This is a genomic window from uncultured Brevundimonas sp., assembly GCF_947305955.1.
Taxonomy (GTDB): domain Bacteria; phylum Pseudomonadota; class Alphaproteobacteria; order Caulobacterales; family Caulobacteraceae; genus Brevundimonas.
On record NZ_CAMZFB010000004.1, the window covers coordinates 71,611 to 89,854 of the forward strand.

Annotated in this window: 14 protein-coding genes; 2 read left to right on the plus strand and 12 right to left on the minus strand. The window is 61.5% G+C overall.

The features are described from left to right. Nucleotides 1–26: 26 nt before the first annotated feature. Complete coding sequence (locus Q0Y42_RS02185; RefSeq protein ID WP_297799679.1) at nt 27–425, minus strand: hypothetical protein; 399 nt, start codon at nt 423–425, stop codon at nt 27–29. A gap of 284 nt (nt 426–709) precedes the next feature. Between Q0Y42_RS02185 and Q0Y42_RS02190 the strand changes: the two genes are divergently transcribed. After that, a complete protein-coding gene (locus Q0Y42_RS02190) occupies nt 710–3,685 on the plus strand; it encodes a TonB-dependent receptor (RefSeq protein ID WP_297799681.1) in 2,976 nt (991 codons plus the stop codon). A gap of 273 nt (nt 3,686–3,958) precedes the next feature. Further along, nucleotides 3,959–6,943 carry a TonB-dependent receptor gene (locus Q0Y42_RS02195; protein ID WP_297799683.1) on the plus strand — a complete coding sequence of 995 codons (2,985 nt, stop codon included), beginning with the start codon at nt 3,959–3,961 and terminating at the stop codon, nt 6,941–6,943. Between the two features lie 73 nt (nt 6,944–7,016). Here Q0Y42_RS02195 and metH read toward each other — a convergent pair whose 3' ends face one another. The 11 genes from metH to Q0Y42_RS02250 all read right to left on the minus strand — a co-directional run bounded on the left by metH (nt 7,017) and on the right by Q0Y42_RS02250 (nt 18,206). Then, entirely contained in the window at nt 7,017–9,650 is a 2,634-nt protein-coding gene (gene metH / locus Q0Y42_RS02200) for a methionine synthase (protein WP_297799685.1), read from the minus strand. Continuing rightward, nucleotides 9,650–10,018, minus strand: coding sequence for a DUF6508 domain-containing protein (locus Q0Y42_RS02205; RefSeq protein ID WP_297799687.1), 369 nt, complete (start codon nt 10,016–10,018; stop codon nt 9,650–9,652). Before Q0Y42_RS02205 ends, metH begins: the two co-directional genes overlap by 1 nt. After that, complete coding sequence (locus Q0Y42_RS02210) at nt 10,018–11,088, minus strand: homocysteine S-methyltransferase family protein (RefSeq protein WP_297799689.1); 1,071 nt, start codon at nt 11,086–11,088, stop codon at nt 10,018–10,020. Before Q0Y42_RS02210 ends, Q0Y42_RS02205 begins: the two co-directional genes overlap by 1 nt. A 3-nt stretch (nt 11,089–11,091) precedes the next feature. Next, the gene (gene metF, locus Q0Y42_RS02215; protein WP_297799690.1) at nt 11,092–12,036 is read right to left on the minus strand and encodes a methylenetetrahydrofolate reductase [NAD(P)H]; all 945 of its coding nucleotides are present in this window, start codon (nt 12,034–12,036) and stop codon (nt 11,092–11,094) included. Between the two features lies 1 nt (nt 12,037). Further along, a complete protein-coding gene (locus tag Q0Y42_RS02220) occupies nt 12,038–13,000 on the minus strand; it encodes a metalloregulator ArsR/SmtB family transcription factor (RefSeq protein WP_297799691.1) in 963 nt (320 codons plus the stop codon). 135 nt (nt 13,001–13,135) lie between these two features. Continuing rightward, a complete protein-coding gene (locus tag Q0Y42_RS02225) occupies nt 13,136–14,062 on the minus strand; it encodes a 2-hydroxyacid dehydrogenase (RefSeq protein ID WP_297799693.1) in 927 nt (308 codons plus the stop codon). Between the two features lie 110 nt (nt 14,063–14,172). Continuing rightward, nucleotides 14,173–15,840 (minus strand): energy-dependent translational throttle protein EttA, encoded by a 1,668-nt coding sequence (gene ettA / locus Q0Y42_RS02230; protein WP_297799695.1) that lies wholly within the window; start codon nt 15,838–15,840, stop codon nt 14,173–14,175. 207 nt (nt 15,841–16,047) lie between these two features. Next, entirely contained in the window at nt 16,048–16,401 is a 354-nt protein-coding gene (locus tag Q0Y42_RS02235) for a hypothetical protein (RefSeq protein WP_297799697.1), read from the minus strand. Between the two features lie 114 nt (nt 16,402–16,515). After that, the gene (locus Q0Y42_RS02240; RefSeq protein WP_297799699.1) at nt 16,516–16,761 is read right to left on the minus strand and encodes an SDR family oxidoreductase; all 246 of its coding nucleotides are present in this window, start codon (nt 16,759–16,761) and stop codon (nt 16,516–16,518) included. 38 nt (nt 16,762–16,799) lie between these two features. Next, a complete protein-coding gene (locus tag Q0Y42_RS02245; RefSeq protein ID WP_297799701.1) occupies nt 16,800–17,411 on the minus strand; it encodes a TIGR02466 family protein in 612 nt (203 codons plus the stop codon). Between the two features lie 24 nt (nt 17,412–17,435). Beyond that, the gene (locus Q0Y42_RS02250) at nt 17,436–18,206 is read right to left on the minus strand and encodes a methyltransferase (RefSeq protein WP_297799703.1); all 771 of its coding nucleotides are present in this window, start codon (nt 18,204–18,206) and stop codon (nt 17,436–17,438) included. Nucleotides 18,207–18,244 lie beyond the last annotated feature (38 nt).

Below are 18,244 nucleotides of genomic sequence, written 5' to 3' on the forward strand. Positions count from 1 at the left end.
TTCGGCTACCGCCTTTTCTTTTGCGCCTAGTCCACGCGGCGGACGCGGATGTCGCGTCTGTTTTCGATTTGCAGGAAATAGCTGCCAAGCGTGGCGCGTTTGACCACGACAGATTGGCCGGCGCGCATACCGGGGCGCACGCGGTCGCTGTCGGTTTGCAACCATTGGGAGCCGTCGGCCAGGGTGAAGCGATGCTTCCCGTCACCCAGCGCAGCGGCACTCGCCAAAGTTGATTCGATCCGGTCCGGAGCCTCTACGCCAAGCGTTGCGGCGATGGTTTCGTCACGCCTCTGTCCAAAGGTGGACCGGCTGCGTTCTTCCGCTGCGGCCTTATCGATCACCATCACATCGCCCTGGGCGATACGGGTGCGGAGCTGCTGCGCCTCGTTCCGGAAGCAGGTCGCCACGGCTTCGCTTGATGACAAATTCTCACAGTTAAACAATGCGGTCAGTGGTTCAGCTTGACCATAAGAGAATATGGCCAAGCTTGTTAATAGTGAAGCTTGAGTAATTATTATCATTGGAAGCTTTGCCTTAATTGGTTGACGTCATAACGTGTGTTCAAAAGGTGACTCAATTATCTTGATAATGTCACATATGTCGCAATTGTGTGGCAAATTCCTCTTTCGGATAACAGCATGCGGTCGGGCATTTATTTTATGCTGTTGGAGGATTCGACATGTCGAAGTTCAGAGGGCGGCCAGGTCTATTGGCTACAAGCATTCTGGCGGGCTTTACCGTCGCCGGAATGGCATCTACCGCGTTTGCACAGGAAGCCGTGCCGCAAGAGGGCGATCAGGCCACTCAGGTGAGCGACATCGTCGTTACCGGCTCGCGCATTCGTCAGCGCAACCTTGAGACGACCAGCCCGGTCGTTCAGGTCACCGGTGAGGATATCGACGTTGCCGGTGTGACCCGCGTCGAGGACCTGGTGGCCCAGCTGCCGCAGGCTTTCGCCGCGCAAAACTCGACCGTGTCGAACGGTGCATCGGGTACCGCAACCGTCTCGCTGCGCAACCTCGGCTCGTCGCGCACCCTGGTGCTGATCGACGGTCGCCGCATGGGCTATGGCTCGCCGAACGACGACGCGGCCGACCTGAACCAGATCCCGGAACAACTGGTTGAGCGCGTTGAAGTGCTGACCGGTGGTGCCTCGGCTATCTACGGTTCGGATGCTGTGGCCGGCGTCGTCAACTTCATCATGAAGAAGGACTTCGAAGGTCTGCAGATCGACGCTCAATACGGCTTCTATCAGCACAACAACGACTATGATGGTCCGGGCAATCTGCGCAACGTCATCCAAGGTCGTGCTGCACTGAACCCGTCGCAGTTCGTCCTGCCGGACGACAACGTGGTCGACGGTGAAAGCCGCTCGATCAACGCGGTTATGGGCGTGAAGTCCGACGATGGTCGCGGCAGCCTGATGGCCTATGCCGGCTATCGTAAGAACAATCAGGTCATCGGTGCCGAGCGCGACTATTCCTCGTGTTCGCTGGGCGGTACCGCCGCCAACGGCACTGACTTTACCTGCGGTGGCTCCGGCACGGCCTTCCCGGGCCAGTTCATCTCGCTGGCCAATGATGGTGCGTTCACGGTTGGCGGTTCGTCGGGCGTGGGCAACGGCACCTTCACGCCGTACAGCACGGCGACCGGCGCTTATAACTTCGGTCCGGTGAACTACTTCCAGCGTCCGGATGAGCGTTACACCCTGGGTGCCTTCGGGACCTATAAGCTGAACGACAAGGCTGAGGCCTTCGCCCAGTTGATGTTCTCGGACTATTCGTCGATTGCACAAATCGCCCCGTCGGGGGCCTTCCTCGGCCCGATCATCAACGTCAGCTGCGCCAACCCGCTGCTGTCGGCTCAACAGGCCACGGCTATCGGCTGTGACGCTGGCACCACCTCCGTCGACATGCTGATTGGTCGTCGTAACGTTGAAGGCGGCGGTCGTCAGGACTCGATCAACTACCAGTCCTACCGTGGCGTCATCGGCGTTCGTGGCGCGATCAACGAGAACTGGAACTACGATGTTTCCGGCCAGTTCTCGCGTGTTCGTCTGGCCCGTACCTATCTGAACGACTTCTCCAACACCCGCCTGGGCCGCGCGTTCGACGTGGTTGACGTCAACGGCGTGCCGACCTGTCGGTCGGTTGTGGATGGCACGGACACCGCTTGCGTTCCGTACAACATCTTCTCGCCGGGCGGCGTGACGCAGGAAGCGCTCGACTACCTGCAAATCCCGCTGATCCAAACCGGTGAAACCACCCAGCAGGTGCTGTCGGCTGTTATCAGCGGCGATACCGGCTTCGGCTTCTCGACGGCCAACAACAACATCCAGATCGCTGTGGGTGCGGAATATCGCCGTGACTCGCTGAACTCGGTCACCGACACCTCCTTCGCCACCGGCGACGGTGCAGGGCAGGGCGGTCCGACCATCGGCTTCAGCGGTAATGCCTCGGTCATCGAAGGCTTCGTCGAAGTTCAGGTGCCGATCGCTGACAACCAGCCATGGGCCTACACGGCCTCGCTGGATGCGGCCTACCGTCACTCGCAGTACTCGAACTTCGAGACCGACACCTACAAGGTGGGTCTGGACTACGCGCCGATCGAAGACGTCCGCTTCCGCGGCAGCTATTCGCGTGCTGTTCGTGCGCCGAACGTGATCGAGATGTTCGCTGCCCAGGGCTTCAACCTGTTCGATCTGGACTATGATCCGTGCTCGGCACCGGGTCGTGCGGCCAATAATGCAGGTCCGGTTCCGGCCGCCTGTATCGGTACCAACCCGTGGCAGGTCACCGCGGCTCAATCGGCCAACAACCTGCTAAACAACCCGTCGGGCCAGTACAACTTCCTGCAAGGCGGTAACCCGAACCTTGAGCCGGAAGAAGCCGACACCCTGACCTTCGGTGTCGTTCTGACCCCGCGCTTCCTGCCGGGCTTCAACCTGTCGGTCGACTACTACGACATTCAGGTCGACAACCTGATCGGTCAGATCGGTGCGCAGAACGTGCTGGACGCCTGCTACACGGCGAACAACGCGCAATCGTGCTCGCAGATCAACCGTGATCCGGGTACGGGTGCCTTCTGGCTGGCCGACGGCCACATCGTCGATACCAATGTGAACATCGGCGGCGTGAAGACCTCGGGTGTCGACATCAACGCCAACTACTCGGTTGATCTGGAAAACTGGGGTGCCCCTTCGTACGGCTCGCTGGCCTTCAGCTTCGCCGGTACCTGGCTGGAAAGCCTCGAGACCGACACCGGTCTGGGCTTCGCCAACAGTGTCTACGACTGCACCGGCTTCTATGCGAACCAGTGCGGCGTGCCGAACCCGGAATGGCGTCACCGCGCCCGTGTCACCTGGATCACGCCTTGGGACATGGACCTGTCGGCTACGTGGCGTCACTACGGTGGCACCGAGATCGCCGTGCTGGGTGACGATGGCAGCCTGAACAACAGCGGCCCGCGTGTGGACCGCGAGCTGGACGATCGTAACTACCTCGATCTGGCGATGACGTGGCAAGCCCGCAGCAACCTGAAGATCCGCGCCGGCGTGAACAACGTGCTGGACAACGATCCGCCGCTGTCGGCCAGCGTGGGTACCACGGGCAACAACAACACCTATCCGCAGCTCTATGATGCGATGGGTCGCTACATCTTCCTGGGTCTGACGGCCGACTTCTAAGCCGGAATCACCTGGAAGATTGAATTGGGGGCGGCAGATGTTAATCTGCCGCCTTCTTTTTGTCTCAAATAGACGATCATTACGCCAAGGTAATATTTTCGGCCCAGCTTCGACTTATTTGAGTATATCGTCGTAATATTTATGTGTTTAAAAAGAAACAGAGCAATGTGTTTGGCTGAACATTGCAATCTGTACATTTGATATTCCACGCAGGACTAACTCTTCTTCCGCTCCGTTAAATCGCTCGGGTATTCGTCCCGAAAAGGAGAGGGAATGTTGAAAGTCCACGGCAGGCGCGGCCTGCTCGCCGGTTCCATGTTGGCCGGCCTTTGCACCTTCGCCATGGCGGCCCCCGCCACGGCCCAGGAAGTCGATGACGGTGTCGCCGAAGTCGAACAGATCGTCGTCACCGGCTCGCGCATCCGTCAGCGCAATCTGGAAACCACAAGCCCGATCACCCAGGTGACCGGCGAGGATATCGACGTCGCCGGTGTGACCCGCGTCGAAGATCTGGTGACCCAGCTGCCGCAGGCTTTCGCTGCCCAGAACTCGACCTCGGCCAACGGTGCCTACGGCAACGCCACGGTGTCGCTGCGCAATATGGGGGCCAACCGCACGCTGGTGCTGATCGACGGTCGCCGCATGGGCTACGGCTCGCCGAACGACGTGGCAGCCGACCTGAACCAAATTCCGGAACAGCTGATCGAGCGCGTCGAAGTGCTGACCGGCGGTGCCTCGGCTATCTACGGCTCGGACGCCATCTCGGGCGTGGTGAACTTCATCACCAAGAAGGATTTCCGTGGCCTGCAGATCGATGCCCAGTACGGCTTCTATCAGCACAACAACGACTATGACGGTCCGGGCAATGTGCGCCGTGCCGTGTTGGACAGCGCCAAGCGCAATCCGGCTGAATACGTGATGCCTGATGATAATGTGTCGGACGGCGAGAGCCGCTCGATCAACATCATCATGGGTACCGGTTCGGATGACGGCCGTGCCAACCTGATGGCCTATGCGGGTTACCGCCGCAACAACGAGATCGTCGCCGGCCAGCGTGACTTTGGTGCCTGCGCGCTGGGTCTGGACGCAGAAACGGACCCGTACAACTTCTACTGCTCGGGTTCGGGAACCTCATACCCGGGCCAGTTCCGCAACCTGCTGAACGGGGACACCCTGACGATCGGGGGCAGTGCCGATAACGGGACCTTTGTGCCGTACGACAAGACGACGGGTGTCTACAACTATGGTGCCAATGTGCACTTCCAGCGCCCGGATGAGCGCTACATCCTCGGTGCCATGGGTTCGTATAAGATCAATGATCGTGCCGAGGCCTACGCCCAGCTGATGTTCTCGGACTACAAGTCCGTGGCACAGATCGCTCCGGCAGGGGCCTTCATGGGGCCGATCATCAATATGAAGTGCGGCAACCCGCTGTTGTCGGCACAACAGCGTACGACGCTGGGCTGCGGCGGTGCCGTAACCGAAGTCGAGATGATGATTGGTCGCCGTAACGTCGAGGGCGGTCCGCGTCAGGATTCGATCCACTACAACTCATTCCGGATGGTGACGGGCGTTCGCGGCGCACTGACCGACAGCTGGAACTATGACGTCACGGGCCAATTCTCGCGCGTGGGTCTGGATCGCGTCTACAACAACGACTTCTCGAAAGAGCGTCTGGCGCGTGCCTTCGACGTGGTTGATGTCAACGGCGTGGCGACCTGCCGCTCGGTTGTGGATGGCACGGACAAGAACTGCGTGCCGTACAACATCTTCTCGCCGGGTGGCGTGACCCCAGAAGCGCTGAAGTATCTTCAGATCCCGCTGCTGCAAAGCGGCTACACCACCCAGCAGATGGTGACGGCTGTCGCCAGCGGCGATCTGGGCGTGAAGATGCCGTGGTCGGACCTGACGGCTCAGGCAGCTCTCGGCGTTGAATATCGCCGTGACGCGCTGGAATCCCACGCCGATGCCGCGTTCGAAGCCAACGACGGTGCAGGTCAAGGTGGCCCGACCATCGGCTATTCGGGTTCGGCTGACGTGATGGAAATCTTTGGCGAGCTGCAACTGCCGCTGGCCGAGAATAAGTCGTGGGTCTACTCGTCGTCGCTCGACATGGCCTATCGCTATTCGAAGTACGACAACTATTCGGCCGATACCTACAAGATCGGTCTGGATTACGCCCCGACCGAGGATGTGCGTTTCCGCGCCAGCTTCTCCAAGGCTGTCCGTGCTCCGAACGTGATCGAACTGTACCAGGGCCACGGCTACAACCTGTCGTATGCCAAGTTTGATCCGTGCTCGACGGTGGGCCGCGGCGGTGCCGTTCCGGCCTCGTGTATCGGTACCAATCCGTGGCAGGTTACCGCGGCGCAGGCTGCGGACCCACTGCTGTACAACCCGTCCGACCAGTACAGCTTCAAACAGGGCGGTAATACCAACCTGACGCCGGAAGAGGCCGAGACCTTCACCTTTGGTGCTGTGTTTACGCCGCGCTTCCTGCCGGGCTTCAACCTGTCGCTCGACTATTATGACATCAAGGTCGAAAACCTGATCGGCAACCTCGGCATTCAGAACATCTTCGATGCCTGCTATGTCGCGAACATGACCCAGATGTGCGAGCGCATCAAACGTGACGCACGAACCGGTTCGCTGTGGCTGAACGAGGGCCACGTTGAGGACACGAGTGTCAACATCGGTGGCCAGCGCACGTCTGGCATCGACTTGAACGCCAACTACTCGGTTGACCTGAGCGACTGGGGCGCGACGGACATGGGCCGTCTGGCCTTTGGTATGTCGGGCACCTGGCTGCAAAGCCTCGAAACCGACACCGGTCTGGGCTTCTCGAACAGCGTCTATGACTGCGCAGGTTACTATGGCAGCGTCTGCGTGCTGCCGAACCCGGAATGGCGTCACCGCGCCCGTGTGACGTGGATGACCCCGTGGAACGTCGATCTGACGGCCACCTGGCGCCATATCGGCAGTGTGACCCAAGCTCACCTCGCTCCCGACGGTAGCCTGGGTGGTGCTCCGGCATCGGCGGAGTACGAACTCAGCGACCGTAACTACATCGACCTGGCAGTCACCTGGCAGGCCCGTCACAACCTCAAGGTTCGTGCCGGTATCAACAATGTGTTCGATATCGATCCGCCGCTGACCCAAGATGCCGGTTCGCAATCGCTGGGCAGCAACAACACCTATCCGCAAGTCTACGACTCGATGGGTCGGTTCATGTTCGTGGGTCTGACCGCCGACTTCTAAGGCGATCTGGCTCTAGGGCAAAAAGGAGGGGCGGTGGTTGATCCACCGCCCCTCATTTTTGTTTTCAGCAGCTTCAGGGCTGATAGTTCAGGATCGGGGCCAGCCATTTTTCAGCGGTGGCAATGTCCCAGCCCTTGCGGGCGGCGTAGTCTTCGACCTGATCGCGATCGATTTTGCCGACGCCAAAGTAGTGGCTTTCGTTGTGGCCAAAATAGAGGCCACTGACCGAGGCGGGCGGGTTCATCGCATAGCTTTCGGTCAGTTCCATGCCCGCCGCCTTCTCGGCATCGAGCAGGCGGAACAGGGTGGCCTTTTCCGTGTGGTCCGGCTGGCACGGATAGCCGGGGGCAGGGCGGATGCCCTTGTATTTCTCTTCGATCAGGTCCTGAACCGGCAGGTCCTCGTCGGCGGCATAGCCCCACAGCTTGGTGCGGACTTCCTTATGCAGGCGCTCGGCAAAGGCTTCGGCCAGACGGTCGGCCAGCGCCGTCGCCATGATGGCGGAATAGTCGTCGCCTGCTGCCTTGAACTCTGCGGCCTTGGCCAGCTCGCCGTGGCCCGCCGTGACGGCAAAGGCACCGATATAGTCGGCACCGTCTTCGGCCACGAAGTCGGACAGGCACAGGTTCGGCTTGCCATTGTTCTTGGCGATCTGTTGGCGCAGGCCGTGGAAGGTGGCGATCTGTTCGCGGCGGTCATCGTTGGCCCAGACCACAATGTCGTCGCCCTTGGCATTGGCGGGCCAGAAGCCGACTACGCCCTTGGCCGTGTACCATTTCTCTGAGACGATACGGTCCAGCATGGCGCGGGCGTCGCGGTACAGGTCGCGTGCGGCCTCGCCCACGATATCGTCGTCCAGAATCTGCGGGAACCGCCCGATCAGCTCCCAGCTGGCGAAGAAGGGCGTCCAGTCGATGTGGTCGGCCAGATCCTTCAGGTCCCACTCATAGGCGCGGGTGCCGATGAAAGACGGCGCGGGCGGCGGTGCCGGATTTTCGGCGCGGAAGCGGTTGGCGCGGGCGGCGGGCAGGGCGGCGCGGGCCTTCACTTCCTGACCACGGGCATATTGCTCGCGGATGCGGGCATAGTCCTCGCGGGTTGCAGCCTCGTTCTTGTCCTTGTCGGTCTTGGACAGAAGGCCCGAAACGACGCTGACGGCGCGGCTGGCATCGACGACATAGGTGGTCGATCCGGCCTTATAGGCAGGCTCGATCTTGACCGCCGTGTGGGTGCGGCTGGTGGTGGCGCCGCCAATCAGCAGAGGGATGTTCAGGCCGCGCCGCTCCATTTCGGAGGCGACAAACACCATTTCATCCAGCGACGGGGTAATCAGGCCAGACAGGCCGATGATGTCGCAGTTGTGGGCGATGGCCTCGTCGATGATGCGATCGGCGGGCACCATCACGCCAAGGTCCACCACCTCGTAGTTGTTGCACTGAAGCACGACGCCGACGATGTTCTGGCCGATATCGTGCACATCGCCTTTCACGGTTGCCATCAGGATGCGGCCCGCCTGTTCGCGCGGCTTGCCGGCCTTTTCCGCCTCCATAAAGGGCTCCAGATAGGCGACCGCCTGCTTCATCACGCGGGCGGACTTCACCACCTGCGGCAGGAACATCTTGCCTGCGCCGAACAGGTCACCGACGACGTTCATGCCGTCCATCAGCGGGCCTTCGATGACGTGCAGGGGGCGTTCGGACTGGGCGCGGGCTTCCTCGGTGTCGGCTTCGATGAATTCAGTGATGCCGTTGACCAGGGCGTGTTCGATCCGCTTGCCGACCGGCTGATCGCGCCATGCCAGATCGACGACCTTGGCCGCGCCCTTTTCACCCTTGTAGCGCGGGGCCATGTCCACCAGACGCTCGGTGTTCGAGACATTGGTGCGTTGCGGACGGTTGAGGATCACATCCTCGACGGTCTCGCGCAGTTCGGGGTCGATGTCGTCATAGACGGGCAGGTCGCCCGCATTGACGATGCCCATATCCATGCCCGCATTGATGGCGTGGTAGAGGAAGACCGAGTGGATGGCGCGGCGCACCGGCTCATTGCCTCGGAAGCTGAACGACACGTTCGAGACGCCGCCCGATACCCGCGCATAGGGGAGAGTCTGCTTGATGACCCGCGTGGCCTCGATGAAGTCCACGGCATAGTTGTCGTGTTCCTCGATGCCCGTCGCCACGGCGAAGATATTGGGGTCGAAGATGATGTCTTCGGGCGGGAAGCCGACCTCGTTGACGAGGATGTTGTAGGCGCGGGTGCAGATTTCGATCTTGCGGGCGGCGGTGTCGGCCTGACCCTGCTCGTCAAAGGCCATAACCACTACGGCGGCCCCGTAGCGCAGGCATTGCACGGCGTGATGGCGGAAGGCGTCCTCGCCTTCCTTCATCGAGATCGAGTTGACGATCGGCTTGCCCTGAACGCACTTCAGGCCTTGCTCGATCACCTCCCATTTGGAGGAGTCGATCATGATCGGCACGCGGGCGATGTCCGGCTCGGCGGCGATCAGGTTCAGGAAGGTCTTCATGGCCTTGGGACCATCCAGAAGGCCCTCGTCCATGTTCACGTCGATGATCTGAGCACCGGCCTCGACCTGTTGGCGGGCGACGTCCAGCGCGGCGGTGTAATCACCCTCGACGATCAGCTTGCGGAATTTGGCCGAGCCGGTGACGTTGGTCCGTTCGCCGACGTTGATGAAGGTGGGGCGCATCAGGCGTTTTCCAGTTGGGCAAGGCGGCGGACGATAGCGGCGAGGTAGCCCTTGCGGTGGCAAGCGGCGATGTGGCCCTCGCTGAACTTCTCGGAACGCACGATATAGGTGGCATAGCCGAGCAGGGTGGCCTGATCGGCGGCGGCAATGGTTTCCAGCGACGGGTTCGGTATCCGCTCACCCTTCAGCATGCGGTCATAGACATCCGACGGCCCGCCAAGACCGATGGCCCCCAGCGCCCGCTCCCACGCGTGGAAGACAGGCGCGTATTTGGCATAGGTGAAGCCGGTGCCTGTCCGCTCCCACGTGACGAACTGCTCGTCGGTGGTCGCGTCCAGTTGGTCGGCCAACGTCAGCAGGTCAGACATCAGGCGACCAGTTCGAACGGTTCCAGACCCGACAGTCGTAGCGCGACGGGGCGTTCCGGAATGGTGCGCGGGTCCACGCCCGCCACTTCGTCGGCGATGTGTTTGATGTGGTCGGGCGTGGTGCCGCAGCAGCCGCCGACGATATTGACCAGACCCGACTTGGCCCATTCCTCGATGAAGTGGCCTGTCTCGTGCGGTTCTTCGTCGTACTGGCCCATGGCGTTTGGCAGGCCCGCGTTCGGATAAGCGCTGACGAGGGTGTCGGCGACGCGGCTTAGTTCGGCGATGTGCGGACGCATCAGCTCGGCGCCGAGGGCGCAGTTGAAGCCCACGGCGAACGGCTTGGCGTGGCGTACCGAGTTCCAGAAGGCCTCTGCCGTCTGGCCCGACAGGGTGCGGCCCGAACGGTCGGTGATGGTGCCCGAAATCCAAATGGGCAGGGGCTCATAGCCCTCGTCCTCGAGGTCCTTCACGGCCTTGATCGCAGCCTTGGCGTTCAGGGTGTCAAAGACGGTCTCGATCAGGAACAGGTCCACGCCGCCGTCATGCAGGGCCTTCGCCTGCTGCTTGTAGGCGTTATAGACCTCGTCATAGGAAACAGCGCGGTAGCCCGGATCGTTCACATCGGGGCTGAGCGACAGGGTGCGGTTGGTCGGGCCAATGGCACCGGCGACAAAGCGCGGCTTGTGCGGCTCCTTCTCGGTCCAGCGGTCAGCGACCTCGCGACCGATACGGGCACCCTCATAGTTCAGATCATAGACCGCATCTTCCAGCCCGTAGTCGGCCTGCGCGATGGTCGTGGACGAGAAGGTGTTGGTCTCGGAGATGTCCGCGCCGACGCTGTAATAAACGTCGTGCAGGCCCGCCACGATGTCGGGACGGGTCAGGATCAGAAGGTCGTTGTTGCCCTTCTGCGGGTGGCTGTGGTTGGCGAACCGCTCGCCGCGGAAGTCTTCCTCGGACAGGTTCTCGCGCTGGATCATCACGCCCCAGCTGCCGTCCAGAACCAGAATACGATCCTTGGCTGCCTTATAGAGCGCCGCGATACGTTCGGAGCGGGTCAAAGCCATAACTCAAGCAGCCTTTTGTTCACGCACGCCCAGAACGCGGCAGATGGCATAGACCAGATCGGCACGGTTCAGGGTGTAGAAGTGGAAGTCCTCGAAGCCTTCTTCCTGAAGGCGGGCACAGGTTTCGGCGGCGACCGAGGCGGCGATCAGCTTGCGCGTCTCGGGGTCGTTATCCAGACCGTCGAAGTGGGCGGCCAGCCAGTCGGGCAGGGCGGTACCGCAGGCCGAGGTCATGCGTTGCAGACCGGCAAAGTTCGACACCGGCATGATGCCCGGAATGAGCTTCAGCGTGATGCCCGCGGCGCGTACCTGATCGCGGAAGCGCAGGAAGGCGTCCAGATCAAAGAAGAACTGGGTCACGGCGCGGGTGGCTCCGGCATCCTGTTTGGCCTTCAGAACATCCAGATCGTGCTGGATGGACGGGCTTTCGGGGTGTTTCTCGGGGTATGCACCAACAGTGATGTCGAAGCCGCCGACCGCATTGATGGCGCGGGCCAGTTCGGTGGCGTTGGCATAGCCGTCGGCGCGGGGCTGATAGACGCCGCCGATGCCGTTGCCACCGGGCGGGTCGCCGCGCAGGGCCACGATGTGGTCCACGCCGATGGACTTATAGCCCTCGATCACCTCGTCCACCTCCTCGCGGCTGGCCTCGACGCAGGTCAGGTGGGCCGCCGGACGCAGCGATGTTTCGGTGATGATGCGTTGAACCGTGCGGTGGGTACGTTCACGCGTCGAGCCACCAGCGCCATAGGTTACCGATACGAAGGCAGGGTTCAGCGGCTCCAGACGGCGGATGGCCTTCCACAGATTGGCCTCGGCCTCGTCCGTCTTGGGCGGGAAGAACTCGAACGAAACATTGACCGGATTCTTGCTGTTACCGGCGCGGGCCACGGGACCCAGCGGCGACAGCAGCAGGGCGCGGGCTTCGGCGAGAGAGGAGGGGGCCATGTCAGGCGCTCTTTCGGGCAGAGTCGACCGGACGGGTGCCGGTCCAGATGTGTACGGTCAGACCTTCGCGGTCGGGTGGCAGAATGATGGGGGCAGAGGCTTCAAGCCCACTCGTTTCCAGCCATTGCGCGATTTCCTCATCGGCAAAGCCGAGGCGGCGGTGCTGATGGGCCTCGCGCAGATGCTCGAAATTGTGAGGAGCGAAATCAACGATCAGCAGCTTCCCGCCGGGGCAGACGACGCGTGCGGCCTCGGCAATCGCGGCGGCCGGATCGTTCAGATAGTGCAGAACCTGATGCACGATCACCAGATCGGCGCTGCGTTCGGGCAGGCGGGTCGAGAAGATGTCGCCGTGGCGCAGTTCCACGCCTTCCAGACCGGCCTTGGTCACATTGGCGCGGGCGATGTTCAGCATGTTCTGGCTCAGGTCCAGGCCCACCGACATGCGGGCATTCTTGCCCAGCAGGGTCAGCATGCGTCCCGACCCCGTGCCAAGATCGACAACGCGCTCGAACGGTCCGGTGCCGACAGCGCGGATGACGGCTGCTTCGACGTCGCTTTCGCAGACATAGAGCGATCGCATCTTGTCCCACTGGGGCGCGACCTGTTCGAAATAACGGGCCGCTTCCTCGGCGCGTTCACGGCGCACCTCTTCAAGACGGCGGTGGTCCGCTTCGCCTTCGTCATCCGACAGGAGATCGAGAACCGTATCGGTCAGGCGGCGTGCCAGCGCATCGTGCGACAAGCGGTAGAAGACGCGCGCGCCATCAGGAAAACGTTCGATCAGACCCGCATCGGCCATCAGCTTCAGGTGGCGCGAGACACGCGGCTGGCTTTGGTCCAGGACGCGGGACAGCTCCATCACCGAGAGTTCCTCGGCGGCCAGTAGGGACAGGATACGCAGTCGGGTCGGCTCGCCAGCGGCGCGCAGAATCTCGACAGTCTGGTCTGCAGTCAGGTTCATGCCCCATATAAAGATATCTTTATATGATTATGCAAGAAAAATCTTAGCACAGGCGAACACTTATGTCCCGCAACTGACTGCTCAGTGGAATGGATTATCCAATTTGCGCACCAAATCGGTCGCGCAGAACACGATTTATTCCGGTATCGGCGTAACCAAGGGTTGTCCGGCGAAGTGGGCCGACAGGTTTTGCAGCGTCAAAAGCAGCATCCCCTGTACCCCGTTGGTCGTGGCACCGCCTGCATGTGGGGACAACAGGATATTCGGCACATCGATCCAGCGCGAGGAAGGCGTCGGTTCGGTCTCAAAGACATCCAGCGCGGCACCGCCCAACTGGCCGGTTTTCAGCGCGGCGATAAGGGCGTCCTCATTGACCAGAGAGCCGCGCGAGACGTTGACGATGATCCCCTGCGGTCCGACAGCCTGAATGACATCGGCGTCTATCAGTCCGCGATTGCTGTCATCCGCGCGACAGGCCACGACCAGAATATCCGTATCGCTGGCCAGTTGTTTCAGGCTGTCGGCGCGTTTCCATGCCGTCTGCTTGGGCCGCGGCCCCCACCACTGCACCTCTAGATTGAAGGCCGAGGCACGCCTGGCGACCGCCTCGCCAATGGCTCCCAGTCCGACAATGCCGACCTTCTGGCCCTGAAGCGATCCGGTGATATTGCGCTGTTCAAGGCTCCAGTCGCCGGTGAGGACCTTGGCATGTCCGGCGACAATCTCGCGGCGGGCGGCAAGGATCAGCCCCATGGCCAGATCGGCCACGTCCTCGTGGTTCACATTGGGCGAGTGGCTGAGCTTCAAGCCGCGCTGTCGGCACCATTCGATATCCAGCCCGTCGTATCCGGCGGTGAAACAGGCCACCAGTTCCAGATTGGGCAGCTTTTCGATGACGGGCTTGTCCAGTGGCTCCTCGCCAGCGGTGACAATGGCCCGAATGTCGCTGGCGGCCTCGACCGGCGGGCCTTCCCACAGGCGATAGACATCGAACTGGGTTTCGAGGAACGGGCTGAGCGGTGCCAGCATCCGGTTCATGATCAGGACGGCAGGGCGTGTCATGTCTCTACACTACCGCTGTTATCCAATCTGGCCAGACCTAACACGCCGCAAAGAAAAACGGCCCCGCCCGTGGTGGGCGAGGCCGTTGATCCGGTCAGCGAAAGATTGGTTTAGCGGCCGAACTTCTGGTGCTGGATACGCTTCGGAATGATGCTGTCGGCACCAAGGCGGCGCATCTTGTCCTGTTCGTAGGCTTCGAAGTTACCTTCGAACCATTCCACGTGACCGTCACCTTCGAAGGCGAGGATGTGGGTGGCCAGACGGTCAAGGAACCAGCGGTCGTGGCTGATGACCACGGCGCAGCCGGCGAACTCTTCCAGAGCCTCTTCGAGGTTCTGCAGGGTTTCGATGTCCAGGTCGTTGGTCGGTTCGTCGAGCAGGATCAGGTTGCCGCCGGTGGCCAGCGTCTTGGCAAGGTGGACGCGGTTGCGCTCACCGCCCGACAGCAGGCCGACCTTCTTCTGTTGGTCGCCGCCCTTGAAGTTGAACGAGCCGACGTAGGCGCGGGTGTTGATCTCGCGCTTGCCGACCATCATCACGTCGGTGCCGCCCGAAATGGCCTGCCAGATGGTGTCTTCAGGCTTCAGGTCATCGCGCGACTGGTCGACATAGGCCAGCTTCACGGTCTCGCCGACACGGATGGTGCCTTCGTCCGGGGTTTCCTGACCGGTGATCAGCTTGAACAGGGTCGACTTACCGGCACCGTTCGGGCCGATGACGCCAACGATACCGTTCGGCGGCAGCTTGAAGGTCAGGTCCTTGAAGAGCTGCTTGTCGCCGAACTTCTTGGACAGGCCATTGACTTCCAGCACCACGTTACCGAGGCGCGGGCCCGGCGGGATCTGGATGTGGGCGTAGGTCTGGGCGCCGCGTTGCGACTCCTGTTCCTCCACCATGCGCTCATAGGCGGCCAGACGGGCCTTCGACTTGGCCTGACGGGCCTTGGCACCCGAACGGACCCATTCCAGTTCGCGGGTAAGGGCGCGCTGGCGGGCTTCCGATTCCGATTGCTCCTGAACGACGCGCTTCTGCTTGGCTTCCAGCCACGAGGAGTAGTTACCCTCGTGCGGGTGGCCTTTGCCGCGGTCCAGTTCCAGCGTCCACTTGGTCACTTGGTCAAGGAAGTAACGGTCGTGGGTCACGAGGATGACGCAGCCCGGGAAGTTTTCCAGGTGGTGCTGCAGCCACGCGACGGATTCGGCGTCCAGGTGGTTGGTCGGTTCGTCCATCAGCAGCATGTCGGGCTTCGACAGCAGCAGACGGGCGAGTGCGACGCGGCGCTTTTCACCACCCGACAGGTTGGTCACGGCCCAATCGTCCGGCGGGCAGCGCAGGGCGCCCATGGCCATTTCGATACGGCTGTCGATGTCCCACACGTCGGCGGCGTCGATCTTCTCCTGGAGAGCGGTCATCTCTTCCATGAGTTCGTCGGTGTAGTTTTCACCCAGCTCGGCAGCGATCTGGTTGAAACGGTTCACCCACTGCTTTTCTTCGCACCAGGCTTCGACGTTTTCGCGGACGTTCAGGTTCGGATCGAGCTGCGGCTCTTGTTCCAGATAGCCGCGCTTGATGCCATCGGCAGCACGGGCTTCACCCTGATATTCGTTGTCCAGACCGGCCATGATCTTCAGCAGGGTGGACTTACCCGAGCCGTTCACGCCGACCACGCCGATCTTGGCGTCGTTATAGAAGCTGAGCCAGATGTTCTCGAAGACTTTCTTGCCGCCGGGGTAGGCCTTGGTCAGGCCCTGCATCTGGAAAATATATTGTTGCGCCATTCGGTGCGTCGCGCCCTTGATTCAGAGGAATTGGGAGAGTTGCAGGGGGATGTAGCGATTGGGGGGCAAAAGGGCAAATCCGGCGCGACCATTGTCGCCCCTAATCTGCCGATAAAAGCGCCTCAAACCGTCCTGTGGCCGACTGCAACTCTCAAACGGGCGCTGCGATCAAACCTGTCTTTCAGCAGATTTGATCGCAGATAGACGTCAGGCTGCTGCCTTGCGTTGGGTGGCGGTGCGGATTAAGCCGACGACCAAAAGGGCCAGACCAAGTCCGATCAGGAACATGGAGATCATGTTGCCGCCGACTTCCTGACGATTGGCGGCGCTGATGGATTGGGCTGCCGATCGGGCGTCGGTGGCCGTGATGGCCGAAGCGAACGCTTGATCGTCGCATTGTTTGATCAGGTCTGCATTGCCACCACGGTTCTGCATTTCAGCGCGGCAGGCGGCAGTCAGCTCGGGGTTGGCCGCGGGCGTCGTGCCGCGAAACTGCATAAAGCCGCCAATGACGAGCAGGACGAGGCCGACAACCACGGCGATCATGGGTTTGGATTTCATAGGTAACAGCCCTGAATAAAATGAACTCAGGACTAAACCCGCGACGCCTCAAAATGATGCGTGGTCCGAAAAAGGATTGCCGCCTGTCGGCATGGATCCGCAGGCGGCTGATCATCAGGCGATAGAGCCTCCGTCGGCGGTAATTCCTGTACCTGTAATGAAGGCAGCATCGGGACCGGCAAGGATGGCCACGGCCTTGGCGATCTCTTCGGGGCGGCCATAGCGACCGACAGGAATGGTGTTGGTGACCATCGACGCCAGTTCGCCGTCCGCCGGGTTCGTATCGGTATTGGTCTGGCCGGGGCGGACCAGATTGACGGTGATCTTGCGGCTGCCCAGTTCGCGGGACCGCCATCGCAAAGTCCATGCAGGCGTGGGACCGCCTGACGGCGGCTTGATCAGCTATAGTTGAAGCTGATCGAGATGCGTTGCTCGGTGGCGCGGTTGGCGGGCACTTCGTGGCGCAGCCAGCTTTCCCACATCAGGATCGTTCCAGCCTGAGGCTTCAGATAGACAAACGGCTTTTCGGCCTCGGTCGCGGCCTCGGTCACGCCGGGGCGGTTCATCATCATCACAAGGCGCGGATCTTCCATCTTGAGTGAGGACGCGCCGTCGGGGATGTGGATGTAGATGGTGCCGGAAATGATCGAGTGCGGGTGGATATGGCCCGTGTGCCCGCCGTCCGGCATCAGGATGTTGACCCACAGGTTGTCCAGCTTGGGCTTGCGCGCCAGATCGAAGTTCAGCGCCTTGGCATAGGCATGGGCGTGCTTGTCGAGGATGCGCTTCAGTTCGGCAAACTCGGGGAAACGCTGGGGCAGGTCATTGATCGACCCATAGGAAGTATAGCCCGGATAGTGGTTGTCCTCGCACCATTTGATGCCCGCCTCGTCCTCTTCGCCCATGACGAGGCACAGATCGAGCAGTTCCTCATGCAGCTCGGCCCAGCCTTTGTCGGCGGCGACGGAGGTTTCGTAGATCTGGGTCGGGAAGAGGGTGCGGATAGACATGCGCGCCTCATACGCCCCCAAGGGTCAGAACGCCAAGTCCGCTTCGCCGCGCAGGATGGCTTCGGCCTCGGGCGTGTGTTTGGGACCTGTGCGGGGATGCAAGACCAGCGGCGGCAGAAGGCGCAAGGGGGCCTTGCCTGTCTTGGTCGCCTGAACCAGCACGCGCTTGGCTGGTTCGTCGGCAAAGGAATGGACGGGGCGGATGGCGAATGAGCCTGCCTTGGGGGCCAGCAGAGACAGGATGTCGGCCAGACGGTCGGCGCGGTGGACGATGACGATTTTTCCGCCCTCGCGCACGGATTTCACCAGAAACTCGGTCCACGCTTTCAGACCGTGATCGGCGATCCATGCGCCGCGCCGTTCCTCAGCAGGGGCGCGGATTGTGTTCGGGTCATCGAAATAGGGCGGGTTGCTGACGGCCCAGTCGAACGTCGGCAGGTTCAGCGCCTTGAAGCGGTTGGCCACATCGCCGTGGATGATGTGGGCGCGGTCGGCCACATTATTGGCCTGTGCGTTATGCACGGCCAGCTCATAGGCGAACGGATCGCGTTCCAGTCCGGTCACGCTGACCTGCGGATGGCGCAGGGCGATCTGCATGAGAACGGCACCCGCACCGCAACCCGCTTCGATGACGCGCTCGCCTGCCTTGGGCGCGACCGATGCGGCCAGAAGGGCGGCGTCCATACCTGCGCGATAGCCCTTTGCGGGCTGCCGTAAAGACACACGTCCCCCAAGGAGATGCGTTTCCGTGGTGGATGGAGCGGTTTGAGTGTCTTGTTCGGCTTGACCCGTCATGGTGCCAACACCATTGTGCGCGCCAATGCATCGGAGCA

What these genes read in the sequence shown, in the direction of transcription:
- Q0Y42_RS02195 (WP_297799683.1), top strand. Translation starts at nt 3,959, where the DNA reads ATGTTGAAAGTCCACGGCAGGCGCGGCCTGCTCGCCGGTTCCATGTTG.
- metH (WP_297799685.1), bottom strand. Translation starts at nt 9,650, where the DNA reads ATGCGCCCCACCTTCATCAACGTCGGCGAACGGACCAACGTCACCGGC.
- Q0Y42_RS02205 (WP_297799687.1), bottom strand. Translation starts at nt 10,018, where the DNA reads ATGTCTGACCTGCTGACGTTGGCCGACCAACTGGACGCGACCACCGAC.
- Q0Y42_RS02210 (WP_297799689.1), bottom strand. Translation starts at nt 11,088, where the DNA reads ATGGCTTTGACCCGCTCCGAACGTATCGCGGCGCTCTATAAGGCAGCC.
- metF (WP_297799690.1), bottom strand. Translation starts at nt 12,036, where the DNA reads ATGGCCCCCTCCTCTCTCGCCGAAGCCCGCGCCCTGCTGCTGTCGCCG.
- Q0Y42_RS02220 (WP_297799691.1), bottom strand. Translation starts at nt 13,000, where the DNA reads ATGAACCTGACTGCAGACCAGACTGTCGAGATTCTGCGCGCCGCTGGC.
- Q0Y42_RS02225 (WP_297799693.1), bottom strand. Translation starts at nt 14,062, where the DNA reads ATGACACGCCCTGCCGTCCTGATCATGAACCGGATGCTGGCACCGCTC.
- ettA (WP_297799695.1), bottom strand. Translation starts at nt 15,840, where the DNA reads ATGGCGCAACAATATATTTTCCAGATGCAGGGCCTGACCAAGGCCTAC.
- Q0Y42_RS02235 (WP_297799697.1), bottom strand. Translation starts at nt 16,401, where the DNA reads ATGAAATCCAAACCCATGATCGCCGTGGTTGTCGGCCTCGTCCTGCTC.
- Q0Y42_RS02245 (WP_297799701.1), bottom strand. Translation starts at nt 17,411, where the DNA reads ATGTCTATCCGCACCCTCTTCCCGACCCAGATCTACGAAACCTCCGTC.
- Q0Y42_RS02250 (WP_297799703.1), bottom strand. Translation starts at nt 18,206, where the DNA reads ATGACGGGTCAAGCCGAACAAGACACTCAAACCGCTCCATCCACCACG.